We start from the raw sequence: 12122 nt of genomic DNA on the forward strand, positions 1-12122 counted from the left end.
GAGCAAATGAACATGACCAGGGAAAAACACAGCATTGTAGACTGTACGATCCGCGACGGCGGATTGGTAAACAATTGGGACTTCAGCGTCCAATTCGTAAAGGACATGTACTATGGACTGAGCGAAGCCGGCGTCGAATATATGGAGATCGGCTATAAAAACTCCGCCAAGCTCTTAAAAGGCGCCGATGCGGGACCATGGCGTTTTTTGAACGAGGATTTCCTGAAGGAAGTCATTTCGCAGAAAACCGATACGAAGCTTTCCGCTCTTGTCGATATCGGACGTGTGGACGAGAACGATATCCTTCCCCGGGAGCAAAGTCAGCTCGACTTGATCCGTGTAGCTACTTATATCAAAGACGTAGACAAAGCGCTCGATCTGGTGCAAAAGTTCAATGGTTACGGCTACGAAACAAGCATCAACATTATGGCGCTGACCCATGTGATGGAGAACGACTTGAACGAAGCGTTCGAAGAAATCGCCAAAAGCCCGGTAGATGTCGTGTATATCGTTGACTCTTACGGCAGCATGGATTACAAGGATATCGATTACCTCGTTACCAAATTCCAGCGTCTTCTGCCTGACAAAAAGCTGGGCCTGCACATGCACAATAACATGCAGCTCGCTTTCTCCAACACGATCATGGGCGCAAGCAAGGGCGTTGAATTTCTGGATGCTTCCGTATACGGCATGGGCCGCGCTGCGGGCAACTGTCCTACCGAGCTGCTCGTCAGCCATCTGAAGCATCCGAAATACGATGTTCGCCCGGTGCTCGGCATCATTGAGAAGCATATGATCGCCATGCGTGAGAAGTGGGAATGGGGATATGTCATTCCTTACATGATCGCAGGGATATTGAACGAGCACCCTCGTGCAGCCATGGCGCTTCGCTCAAGCGAGGACAAAGACAAATTCACCGAGTTTTACGACAAGCTGACATCGCCGGAAGTTATGCCTGCGGGTGCGGCCGAATAATACCGCCTGTACGGTCGAGAGCCCGGTTTCCTTGGATGTGACAAGGAACCGGGCTTCTTCGTACCCTTTTCAAGCAAGCCGAAAGAAAGGAGGAGATCCGTCCATGCATCCCCGGATGTCCCTAACTGCTCCGAGGAAGCTGCTGAATCCGGCCAGTGGTTATTTGGCCGGTTACAGCCATACGCTGAATCCGTATGTGGGCTGTACCTTCGCCTGCTCTTATTGCTATGTGCGAGAGATGCCCGTAGCCAAATTCCGCAAGGAACCTTGGGGCCGCTTTGTGGACGTGAAATCGACTGCGGCCAAGCTGCTCTCCGGCGAGCTTACAAGAGCCAAACGAAAGGGGCCTGTCACGATCTTCATGTCGTCCAGTACGGACCCTTATCAACCGGTCGAATTCCAAACCGGATTAACCCGGTCTCTGCTGGAAATTATGGCTGGCGCCGATTCTAATGCAGCGATTGACTTCCTTCTTGTCCAAACCCGCAGTCCGCTTGTCACACGTGATATCGACCTTCTTCTGAAGCTTGGGCAGCGCGTTCGCGTGAGCCTGACGATTGAGACGGATCTTGAAGAGATCCGCAAGACCTTCTCTCCCTCCGCTCCTCCTATTGCTGCCCGGCTTCAGGCGCTGCGCCGGCTTGTTCAAGCCGGCATCCCCGCCCAAGTCGCGATATCACCCATGCTGCCTTGCAGCGACCGTTTGGCCGGCCTGCTTGCAGAAACCGGCGTCAAGCGGCTTGTCCTGGACGACTTCTTCATGGGCGACGGCAGTCAGGGCAAACGAACGGAACGGCTCGGCATCCGCCGCATCTATGAAGCATGCGGGCTCGAAGCATGGTACGACCGTTCCGCCTATCTCAAGGTGCTGGAGCAGCTTAAAAAGACATTTGCCGCGCACCAAATTTACATCAGCCAGGCCGGTTTTTTACCTTAATGCTCCTTTGCATCGCCTATGCAAATAGCCGCTCCTTTCGTAAATCAATTTCACGAAAGGAGCGGCTTATTATGCCGGAACTTTTTGGCTTATCTTATCTGAAATCCCGGGGAATCCGGCGGGCCTCGCCCGTCAGGATGGCGGCTTCGATGATGGCATGACGGACCTTCGAAACGACATGCTCATTAAAGATACTTGGAATAATATAATGCTCATTCAGTTCGGCTTCACTGACAACCGATGCGATAGCGCGTGAAGCGGCAAGCTTCATCGGTTCATTGATCCGCCGAGCCCGGCAATCCAAGGCCCCGCGGAAAATGCCGGGGAATACCAGGACGTTGTTAATTTGGTTCGGATAATCGCTCCGGCCTGTAGCGAAGACGCGCACGTGCGGCAGCGCTTCTTCCGGGTCAATCTCCGGATTCGGGTTAGCCATGGCGAAGACGATCCGGTCCGGCGCCATCGTTTGTACATCCTCGGCCGTCATAATGCCGCCTCTGGACACGCCGATAAACACATCCGCATCGCGAAGCACATCCTTCAGGCCGCCCGGCTCCGCCTCGACCTGCGGCTGCTCTGCAAGCCACTGCCACATCGGGTGTGAATAGGTCCCGCCACGAACGATCGCACCTTCCCGATCCACAGGCACAAGCCGCGTGACTCCTGCAGCCAGCAGCATTTTGCAGATGGAGACGCCCGCGGCGCCAATACCATTAACGACTACACGTACTTGATCGATCCGCTTGCCTACTACTTTCAATGCATTCAAAAGCCCTGCAATGACGACGACAGCCGTACCGTGCTGGTCATCATGGAATATCGGAATATCCAATTCCTCCGCCAGCCTTGCTTCGATCTCAAAGCAGCGCGGAGAGCTGATGTCCTCCAGATTGATTCCGCCGAAAATCGGGCTGATCGCTTTAATCGTACGAATGATTTCTTCGGTATCCTTCGTATCCAAGCAAATCGGAAAAGCATCCACGCCTGCCAGTTGTTTGAACAGCATTGCTTTCCCTTCCATGACCGGAGCCGCTGCATGCGGTCCGATGTCGCCAAGGCCGAGTACCGCGGTTCCGTCGGTCACAACAGCTACCGTGTTCCGTTTGATCGTCAATGAGTAAGCTTTCTTGGGATTTTCATGGATGGCTGTACATACGCGCGCCACACCGGGAGTGTATACTCGGGACAAATCGTCGCGATTTTTGATCGGCAGCGTGGGCTGCGTCGTTATTTTTCCGCCCAAGTGCACCAGGAACGTCCGGTCAGACACGTTAATCAGCTTGATGCCGTTATGCTGCTTCAGTGCCTCCACCACTTGACTTTCCGCAGATTCCGCCACATCCACCGTAATGTCGCGCACCGAAGACTCCTTGCCCGGACGTATCACGTCAATCGATGTGATATCTCCCCCGGCTTTACTGATAGCCGCAGCTACGTCACCAAACGTGACTTGATCATGATTCAATTCCACACGCAAGATAATACTCGTCTGTGCCATGCTGTTACCATCCTTTTAAATAAAATAATATAATAAATAAAGTAATATGACCTTTTAATAATTTCATGTTACACGATGAATCTCGCATGCGCAAATGAAAAACACTAAGTGCCCTTATATATTTCTTTTATCACATTCCATGATCTGCTTTCTTCTTCGCTTCCTTCAGCATTTGCATATTCATCGGTCCGGGATGCTTGTGCCGGATCACTCCGTCTCTATCAATCACAAAAGTAGCCGGATAAGAGTTTACACGATACCTGTTGATGACCTCGCCCTGTTCATCCAGCACTACGGGGAATGTGATTCCCCACTCCTTCAGCCAAGAGTCTACCACAGGCACGCTAATCTCCGTAGAGGTCGCATTGACTCCAAGGATCACCACTCCATCCTTTTCGTATTCCGAATAAAACTGCTGCATATGCGGCATTTCCTCCCGGCAAGGAGGACACCATGTCGCCCAAAAATTAAGCATGACGGTTTTTCCCCGATAGTCCGATAGTTTGACCGTTTGGCCATTCAGCATCTTCAACTCAAACTCCGGCGCTTGCTGTCCAATCTTCAGGCCGACGGACGCATCACCCGCCTGGGCTCTCCCCGCCCCATATTTGTCCCAAATATTTACAGATAAAGTCCAGATCAACGCATAGCCGATTATAAATATTGTGAACTTCTGCAGCATCGGCCGCAAATGGTTCGCTGGCTTCTTCAACATCCATGCCACCGTAAAGCCTCCCGCAAAAAGCGCGGTCATCCCCCATGTTAGCCGATTGACTTCCCCCGCCGTATACATGACGGCTCCGTATACTGCGTACCCCCCCATAATCGAGACAAGCATCGAATCTGTATATAGGGCTCTATCCATACGTTCTTTTAGAACGGTGTACCATACATACAAACCGGAAAGCAGCACGGCTAGCCAGATTCCTTGAATGCCGCCGTTATAATAGAGCAGCGACAAGGGATTCTTCAGTACACTGCGCGGTTCGAAGAGCAGCAAGCTTAGCTTCCAGCTAATGATCCAAATGACAACGGCATTCAAACCGATCGTGCTGAATGCTGTCCCCATAGCCGTTCCCTTTAAACGCAGTCTACCTATTCCGAACCCCGCCGCTACTGCAGCTATGACAAACAACATGCTTTTTTGTATGATGAATGGTCCCCATACCCAAGTGTCCATCTGATGCTCACCGTTCTCCCATTTGAAATTCTTCATTCTATTGTGAATTGAAGGGAACATGTTGTCAAATGGTGTCCCGAACACAGGTGCGGCTTCAATGATGAAGCTGTCCGCCCTTGTGTCTTGACATAAATACAACCAGAATCTGCAGGAGGGATTATCATTTTGAAAAAGCCATTTACAGCCATTCTTCTCGCCACTACAGTCACTCTGGGTTTAGGAGCATTACCGGCCAAACCAGCCCAGGCAGCAACCGATGCCGTCATTGTCAGCAGTGTCAACTTTCGGAGCCAGCCGGATGTGAACTCTAAAAGTTATGGATTCCTGAAAAAAGGTGAAAACGTCGATATCCTCAGCAAAGTGAACAACTGGTGGTACAAGGTTCGGGACGACAGCGGAAGGATTGGATATGTTTCCACCAACAGCAAATATATCCGCACCACGGACTCAAGCTCCGGAGGAAGCTCCTCCAAACCTAGCAGTACCAGCACATCCAATGGTTCAAGCAGCACCAGCTCTACCGTGAACAAGGTGATTGCAGCCGGCAAAAAATACTTGGGTACCCCTTATGAATTTGGTTCGAGCCGTTCGAACACACGAACGTTCGATTGCTCCGATTTTGTCAGACAAGCCTTTAAAGAAGGAGCAGGCATTACTTTACCAAGCGATTCACGCGGACAAGCTTCATATGTAAAATCCAAGGGCGGAACAACGACCAACTGGCGCAACCTGAAGCCGGGTGATCTGATGTTCTTCATGGAATACCGCGGTACCAGCGCTTCTTCCTATCCCAGCAACAAGGCAAATCAACGGGTGACCCATGTCGGAATCTATTTGGGAGACGGCAAAATCCTTCATACTTACTCTAAAGAATCCGGCGGCGTGCGCATCGATTCCTTTGCCGGCAAGCATTGGGAACACCGCTTTATCTTCGGCGGAAGCGCACTGTAACCATATCGCTATCAACTATGGGTGCTTTCGGCTCCGCTCACATATATAGACTTTCTCATTAAAAAAGCTTCGGCTGCTCACGTAAGAGCGGCTGAAGCTTTTTACTTCCCGTAGTCCGAAATTTATAAGCCAAAAATGGCATCGATCATCGGCTTCGTCTCTCCACCGGGATACAATAGATACAACAGAACGTAAACCGCGACGCCGGTAGGCGCCGTAAGCAGCCATATGACGGCTGTCCAGCGTCCAATTTTTCTATGCTTGGCGAATTTTTGTTTAAACGCTAACGTTAAGGTCACTATACCGAATACCGCGGCCGTTGTTGCCAAAGTAATATGAAAAAATAAAAACAAGTGATAGGCCAGCTTCAATTCCTCTGGTCCGCCAAAAGACGTATTTCCGACGAAAACGGTGCGGCTCGCATAGACCAGAAAGAAGGCCAGAGCAAAGCCGGCGCCCCACAGCATCACCTTTTGGTGCTTTTCCCGGTTTCCTTTGATAATGTGATACCACCCGATCGCAACTAGTATGGCGCTGATGATAATGAAACTGGTACTGATAGTCGGCAATATCGCCACTTTCACATCCCACCCGTTCGTTTCAGTAAAATATGATTTTGTATGAAACACTTAAGCCCGATTCGCATGTTCCGGAGAGAAATAAGCGCTATTTGTCAAATCATCTTCTTCCTTGTTGCGTTCTTTTCGGTACCATCGGAAGAAGACATACGCAAGAGCTATACCGTAGACGATTTCTTGAACGATTTTCATAATAACCCCGCCGAGCTGTTGATCATCGATCATCGGCAGTGCCCAAAAGTGTATAGATACGGAGGCATACATATCATATAACGGTTCTTTGGCGAAGATGATCAAGGCACAAGCCGGGGTCAGCAGAATGCCGTTCAGGAAAATGTACGCCATCTTCTTCAATTCGGACATCGTATTGTACTCCGGCACCGGGCAGAAGATCGGGAACCACGCCTGAAATGCAGCGAACAGGAAAATGGCCTTATATACGGTAAGAATATAAGGGTTAGCCATCAGCCAGTCCATCACCATCGGAATATGATACATAGAGAAGATAAAATTGAAGAAGAACAGGGAAAACAACGGGGCGCTCATCCAATGTAACATACGTTGGGCGCCCTTGCCTTTGAGCCCCGCCTTGAGCAGCCAGCCCGGTGTACCCAGAAGGAACATCGGCGGCATAATCAAATACAAGATCGACTGTTGAAACATATGCACACTGAACAAGTAATGGTGTCCATAATAAGAGATCGGACTTCCGTCTGCAGCATACCAAAGGGCCAGTCCGCTCCAAAACCACAGCTTCTGCTTTAGCGTTACAGGCTCACTGTCGGCAAAATCCTTGCGCCAGCGTCCTACGCATAGTGTATATAAAACACCCAGCACAATGATAAAGAGCAAAAATCCGGGACTCCACAACTGTATGAACGTAGGGACATTCCCATGGCCTGCATGGGAGACGGTAGGATCCATATCGGATAACGACTCCTTTCTGTTTCACTCTATACCGGAAGTTGTGTCGAATTCGTGAAAATTTTCCCATAGTTATACAAAAGAGAGCGGCTTTCTAAGAATAAGCCGCCTCTCTAAACCTTTTACCACCACATCCAAAATACTGCTGCCGCCACTACGGTCAGTGCAATAAAAGTACCGAACGCGAGTCCGATGATTGGGAACATATGCCCGCGATCTTTCATATGCATCCAATAAGCTAACTGGAATAAAATCTGAACGATCCCTAAACCGACAATGAAGATGATAATAAATGTACGATCCAATCCGCCGTAAAGGACAACCGCAAAAGCAAGCATCGTAAGCAGGATGGAAACGATGTAGGACAGGTAATGATTTTTAGGACCTTCTAAACGGTGACGTTCACCTGCAGATGTCTGGTGTTGGTTGCTCATGTTAAGGACCCACCTTCCCCATCAGATACACTACCGTAAAGATGAATACCCATACGACGTCGATAAAGTGCCAGTATAAGCCAGCCACATAATATTTTGGCGCAGTAACTGTAGTAAGACCTTTTTTGAAGCCCATAATGATCAACAGCGAGATCCACAGTACCCCGAACGCTACGTGCGCTCCGTGAAAACCGACCAAGGTATAGAACGATGTAGCGAAGGCGCTCTTGGAGAACGTGTGTCCTTCATGTACGTAATGTATAAACTCGTAAACTTCAATACCCAAAAACGCAAGGCCAAGCAAAACGGTTACCGCCATCCAGGCTTGCAGCTTCTGGAATTGTCCGCGATGCAGCGCCATGGTGCCGAATACGCTTGTCAAGGAGCTCGTAAGCAAGATAAACGTCGAGAGCGCGATAAGATCCAACTGGAATAGCTGCTGAGCTGTCGGTCCATCCGGCACCTGATTGCGGAGCGCGATGAAGGAGGCGAAGAACGTACCGAAAAGCACGCATTCGCCGCCAAGGAACAGCCAAAAGCCAAGAACTTTATTTTTACCTTCCAATGTTGCTGTTTCTGCGTGAGGTGGCAGGGCACCGCCTACTTCATGATGTGCTGCACTCATGCCTTAACCCCCTTATCATTTAACTCTTCTGGTTCGATATGGAATCCGTGATCGTCAATGACGGATCGGAAGAACATAGCGATCAGAGTGATACCCAGACCGATAATGGCCACCGCATAATGATGGTACATAAATCCGTAACCGGCAACAAACAATCCTACGGACATAATAAACGGCAGAATGGAAGGATTCGGCATGTGAATCGGGCCGATCGGTTCGGCCGGCGTCATCTCTTTGTTGCCTGCCATTTTTTCTTTCCAGAATGCATCATAACCGCGAACGAGCGGAGTTTGCTTAAAGTTATATTCCGGTGGAGGAGAAGGAATCGTCCACTCCAGTGTCCGGCCGTCCCAAGGATCGGCAAGCGCGTCAACCGGTTTTCTGGCTGTGACAATAATGTTGATTACGAATACGATCGTTCCGATACCCATTAAGAACGCCCCGATCGTACTGATCAAGTTCCCTTGTTCAAGACCTACGCCAGGCTGATACGTAAATACCCGTCTCGGCATTCCCATAAGACCAAGGAAGTGCTGAGGGAAGAAAGTCATATGGAAACCGATGAAGAAGGTCCAGAAATGAATCTTGCCCAAAGTTTCATTCAGCATGCGTCCGAACATCTTCGGCCACCAGTAATAGGAAGCGGCGAACAGAGCAAGAACCAGACCGCCGACGATAACATAGTGAAAGTGCGCCACGACAAAGTACGTATCGTGGTATTGAAGGTCAGCCGCCGGTACCGCAAGCATAACCCCGGTTACGCCACCCATAACGAACGTCGGAATAAAGGACGTTGCAAAAATGTTAGCTGTCGTAAAGCGAATTTGTCCGCCCCACAGCGTGAACAACCAGTTGAAAATCTTAATCCCCGTCGGAACGGCGATAGCCATCGTTGCGACCCCAAAGATCGCGTTACCGACAGGACCAATCCCTACAGCAAACATATGATGGGCCCAAACCATGAAGCCCAGGAATCCGATCAACGCTGTCGCGAATACCATGGAGCTGTAACCGAACAAACGTTTTTTCGAGAAAGTGGCTACAACATCGGAAATGATGCCGAATGCCGGCAAAATCAAGATATATACTTCAGGGTGACCAAAAATCCAGAAAATATGCTCCCAAAGGATCGGATTACCGCCCTTGGTTATATCGAAGAACGCGCCTCCGAAAAGCCGGTCAAACATCAATTCCACAAGACCTACCGTAATGGCAGGGAAAGCAAAAAGTATAAGTAAGGATGTAATAAAAGACGCCCAAGTAAACATTGGCATTCTCATGTAAGTCATTCCCGGCGCACGCATGTTGATGATCGTTACAAGGAAGTTAATCCCCGCGATCAGCGTGCCCAAACCGGAAATCTGAATTCCGAGCACGTAGAAGTCTACACCTTTAAACGTTCCGGTGGGATCTATAATTCCGGAAAGCGGCGGATATGCCGTCCATCCGGCAGCCGGCGCGCCCCCCAGAAACCAGGATGTGTTCAGAAGTACGCCTCCAAAGAAAAACAACCAGAAGCCTAATGCATTAAGGAATGGGAACGCTACGTCGCGAGCCCCGATTTGAAGCGGGACGATAGCATTCATAAAAGCAAAGATAACCGGCATGACCGCAAAGAAAATCATGGTCGTACCATGCATTGTAGTCAATTCGTTAAACGTGTCGCCAATAAATATTTTCTGGTCGGGGTAAGCCAGTTGAATCCGAATGAGAATCGCTTCAAGACCACCGACTAAGAAAAAGAGACCGCCTGCGATCAAATATAAAATTCCGATCTTTTTATGGTCCACCGTGGTAAGCCAATCCATCAGACCAGTGTACCGTTTTGCCGAGTGTGCGTGAGCCACCGTTTTAACCTCCTTTTTCCCTGATGCTCGTTACTTCAACGAATTCAAGTATTTGATGATATCGTCGATCTCCTGATCCTTGAGAGGAGTCATTGGATTCGGTGCGTTTTCACTAAAGGCCGGCATCTTGTTGCCCGGTTTCACGGACTGCGGATCCGAAATCCATTTTTTCAAGCTCTCGTCAGAATGAGGGAGAATCCCGGCAACGAGCTCACGGGAAGCAAAACCGTTCAAGTTCGGACCGGCGCCGAGCCCTTGTGCGTTAACAGCATGACAGGCCAAGCAGTTGTTTTTGAAGAGTTCTTCTCCGCGTTTTGCTTCTGCAGGAACAGCAGCCGGCGCCTTCATCTTAGCCACCCATTGGTCGAAATCGGCTTGCTCCATAGAAACCACTTTAAAGTCCATTAAAGCATGGGATGCGCCGCAAAGCTCCGCACACTTTCCTTTAAATACATCGACATCGGATGCTTCCAAGTAGTAAACGTTCGTCGAACCCGGGTTTGTGTCCATTTTACCGCCGAGCGACGGTACCCAGAAGGAGTGTTTGACATCGGAAGCGGTTAATTCAAAAGCAATTTTTTTATTCGTAGGAATAACAAGATCCTGAGCTGTAGCGATGCCCAAGGTCGGGTATTCAAACTGCCACCAGAACGCATGCGCCGTAACCTTGACGTGAAGCGCGTCCTCGTTTTCTCTGTGATCCTCCAGCACTTTGAAGGTATACTGCACTGTCGGAACCGCCAAAATCAGAAGCAGGATGATCGGGATAACCGTCCATATGATCTCCAGCGTATGACTGCCTTCAACTTGTTTTGGAATGATATCTTTGTCGCCTTTTTTCTTTCTAAAGCGGACCAAGACATACAAATAAATAACAAATACGACCACAACAACCAGCAGCATTATACCGAAGCTGAGTTTCATCAAGAACAGCTGGTCTTCGGCTACCGGACCTCTTGGCTTCAAGGCGGAAATTGTTTCGTCTCCACACCCTGTTAACAGTGCCATCAACCCGAAGAGAGGGATGAAACGCCACAGATTTTGCCATCGAATCATCTTATTAATCCCACCTTATAAAGCAAATATTTTTCGATCAAAAAAAGGTCATTTCTTGTCAATGAACCTAATCACCATATTAACTATAAATTCGGACCTGTTTTTTGTCAATGAATCTCAGGAAGTTCACAAATTGTTCGGAAGTCAAGGTTTTTCAGAGGTTTTCCCATACAATCCCTATTAGGTTATTTCCATTTTGCGGTGTATTTATGCATGTTTTTGGCTTGCCGCAAGGACGCATAAATGCTTCTATATAATCAATCCTAAGATGAAGAAGGGATACCATGATTCGAGCGCTAACCGGGTCCCGAATTCGTCGTTGAATATGAGGAGGAATCTTGATGCGTACATTTCGTTTATTCACAGGTGTACTTGCACTCGGCATCGTCACGGCGCTGACGGGCTGTTTTTCATGGTACGATTACAACAGTGCCAACAACTACGGCAGCAAAAGGGATATGCCCAGGCAGGATACGTCGCGCGCTTACCAGACTCAACAGCAGTATGCCCCCGTTTCCCATAAAATAACCAAGCTGGAAATGAACCAGTTTCTTTCGGATCAGGTGGCCGCCATGTACGGCGTCAGCAGTGCGATCGTAATGATGGGCGATAATGTCGCCTATACGGCCATTACCATCGATAGTACGGCGAGCGGAACGCGCGGCGGGGAGGTGCGAGGCACGGAAACGAACAATTACGGACTGGTTAGAGGATTATACAATACGTACACGCCGCAAAGCGATTACGCCGACCCAAGTCAGCTCATCAGCGGAGCAAACGGAGCGGAAACCGAAATGCACCACCAGCATTTAACCCATCTGTTCAAACAAAAGATCGGAGAAAAAATCCGGTCTCTGCAGCCAACGGTTACGGATGTGTACATTACGGCGAACCGCAATATCGTGAATGAATTTACCCGTTTGGCTCAACAAAGCTGGCAGGGACGTTCACTTGAACCGTACAAGGGTCATTTTACGGAATTAATGGAAGCGACCTTTGGAACAGCGCCAACCATTCCAAACCAATCGGAATCCAACGGAAGGGAATACTGAGGTTCTTTGCATAAAGCCATGATCATATATGTTCAAGCTTTTACCCGGCTGCCTGTGCCGGGTTT

General features: G+C 49.3%; 12 protein-coding genes. 4 read left to right on the forward strand and 8 right to left on the reverse strand.

Annotated features, from left to right (window positions below; genetic code table 11):
• Nucleotides 1-12: 12 nt before the first annotated feature.
• Both IJ22_RS19205 and IJ22_RS19210 read left to right on the forward strand, forming a co-directional pair.
• Nucleotides 13-975, forward strand: a complete 963-nt coding sequence (locus IJ22_RS19205; protein ID WP_054820242.1) for an aldolase catalytic domain-containing protein — start codon at nt 13-15, stop codon at nt 973-975.
• Nucleotides 976-1078: 103 nt separating this feature from the next.
• Nucleotides 1079-1912 carry an SPL family radical SAM protein gene (locus tag IJ22_RS19210; RefSeq protein ID WP_062409967.1) on the forward strand — a complete coding sequence of 278 codons (834 nt, stop codon included), beginning with the start codon at nt 1079-1081 and terminating at the stop codon, nt 1910-1912.
• Between the two features lie 94 nt (nt 1913-2006).
• Here the strand turns inward: IJ22_RS19210 and IJ22_RS19215 are convergent, their stop codons facing one another.
• Nucleotides 2007-3410 (reverse strand): NAD-dependent malic enzyme, encoded by a 1404-nt coding sequence (locus IJ22_RS19215; RefSeq protein ID WP_054820239.1) that lies wholly within the window; start codon nt 3408-3410, stop codon nt 2007-2009.
• A gap of 130 nt (nt 3411-3540) precedes the next feature.
• Nucleotides 3541-4590 carry a peroxiredoxin family protein gene (locus IJ22_RS19220; RefSeq protein WP_062409968.1) on the reverse strand — a complete coding sequence of 350 codons (1050 nt, stop codon included), beginning with the start codon at nt 4588-4590 and terminating at the stop codon, nt 3541-3543.
• Between the two features lie 165 nt (nt 4591-4755).
• Here IJ22_RS19220 and IJ22_RS19225 point away from each other — a divergent pair, with 165 nt between their 5' ends.
• Entirely contained in the window at nt 4756-5541 is a 786-nt protein-coding gene (locus IJ22_RS19225; RefSeq protein WP_062409969.1) for a C40 family peptidase, read from the forward strand.
• Between the two features lie 122 nt (nt 5542-5663).
• Here the strand turns inward: IJ22_RS19225 and IJ22_RS19230 are convergent, their stop codons facing one another.
• The 6 genes from IJ22_RS19230 to coxB form a co-directional block, all read right to left on the reverse strand.
• Nucleotides 5664-6125 (reverse strand): DUF420 domain-containing protein, encoded by a 462-nt coding sequence (locus IJ22_RS19230; RefSeq protein ID WP_062411064.1) that lies wholly within the window; start codon nt 6123-6125, stop codon nt 5664-5666.
• A gap of 45 nt (nt 6126-6170) precedes the next feature.
• Complete coding sequence (locus IJ22_RS19235; protein WP_062409970.1) at nt 6171-7043, reverse strand: cytochrome c oxidase assembly protein; 873 nt, start codon at nt 7041-7043, stop codon at nt 6171-6173.
• A 122-nt stretch (nt 7044-7165) separates the two neighbouring features.
• Nucleotides 7166-7477: a cytochrome C oxidase subunit IV family protein gene (locus tag IJ22_RS19240; RefSeq protein ID WP_062409971.1), complete on the reverse strand. Its 312-nt coding sequence runs from the start codon at nt 7475-7477 to the stop codon at nt 7166-7168.
• Between the two features lies 1 nt (nt 7478).
• Nucleotides 7479-8102 (reverse strand): cytochrome (ubi)quinol oxidase subunit III, encoded by a 624-nt coding sequence (locus IJ22_RS19245; RefSeq protein ID WP_062409972.1) that lies wholly within the window; start codon nt 8100-8102, stop codon nt 7479-7481.
• Complete coding sequence (ctaD, locus tag IJ22_RS19250) at nt 8099-9910, reverse strand: cytochrome c oxidase subunit I (protein WP_062411065.1); 1812 nt, start codon at nt 9908-9910, stop codon at nt 8099-8101. The genes IJ22_RS19245 and ctaD overlap by 4 nt, the downstream gene beginning before the upstream one ends.
• A 69-nt stretch (nt 9911-9979) precedes the next feature.
• Nucleotides 9980-11005: a cytochrome c oxidase subunit II gene (gene coxB / locus IJ22_RS19255; protein WP_062409973.1), complete on the reverse strand. Its 1026-nt coding sequence runs from the start codon at nt 11003-11005 to the stop codon at nt 9980-9982.
• Nucleotides 11006-11346: 341 nt separating this feature from the next.
• On the opposite strand from coxB, the gene IJ22_RS19260 reads away from it, so the two are divergent.
• Entirely contained in the window at nt 11347-12057 is a 711-nt protein-coding gene (locus IJ22_RS19260) for a hypothetical protein (protein WP_054820232.1), read from the forward strand.
• The last annotated feature ends 65 nt before the right edge of the window (nt 12058-12122 follow it).

This window comes from Paenibacillus naphthalenovorans (assembly GCF_001465255.1).
In the GTDB taxonomy this organism is placed as follows: Bacteria; Bacillota; Bacilli; order Paenibacillales; family NBRC-103111; genus Paenibacillus_G; species Paenibacillus_G naphthalenovorans.

Excerpts from the sequence above, each read along its gene's own strand:
- IJ22_RS19210 (WP_062409967.1), top strand. The coding sequence starts at position 1,079 with ATGCATCCCCGGATGTCCCTAACTGCTCCGAGGAAGCTGCTGAATCCG.
- ctaD (WP_062411065.1), bottom strand. The coding sequence starts at position 9,910 with ATGGATTGGCTTACCACGGTGGACCATAAAAAGATCGGAATTTTATAT.
- coxB (WP_062409973.1), bottom strand. The coding sequence starts at position 11,005 with ATGATTCGATGGCAAAATCTGTGGCGTTTCATCCCTCTCTTCGGGTTG.
- IJ22_RS19245 (WP_062409972.1), bottom strand. The coding sequence starts at position 8,102 with ATGAGTGCAGCACATCATGAAGTAGGCGGTGCCCTGCCACCTCACGCA.
- IJ22_RS19205 (WP_054820242.1), top strand. The coding sequence starts at position 13 with ATGACCAGGGAAAAACACAGCATTGTAGACTGTACGATCCGCGACGGC.
- IJ22_RS19235 (WP_062409970.1), bottom strand. The coding sequence starts at position 7,043 with ATGGATCCTACCGTCTCCCATGCAGGCCATGGGAATGTCCCTACGTTC.
- IJ22_RS19215 (WP_054820239.1), bottom strand. The coding sequence starts at position 3,410 with ATGGCACAGACGAGTATTATCTTGCGTGTGGAATTGAATCATGATCAA.
- IJ22_RS19260 (WP_054820232.1), top strand. The coding sequence starts at position 11,347 with ATGCGTACATTTCGTTTATTCACAGGTGTACTTGCACTCGGCATCGTC.
- IJ22_RS19220 (WP_062409968.1), bottom strand. The coding sequence starts at position 4,590 with ATGGACACTTGGGTATGGGGACCATTCATCATACAAAAAAGCATGTTG.
- IJ22_RS19240 (WP_062409971.1), bottom strand. The coding sequence starts at position 7,477 with ATGAGCAACCAACACCAGACATCTGCAGGTGAACGTCACCGTTTAGAA.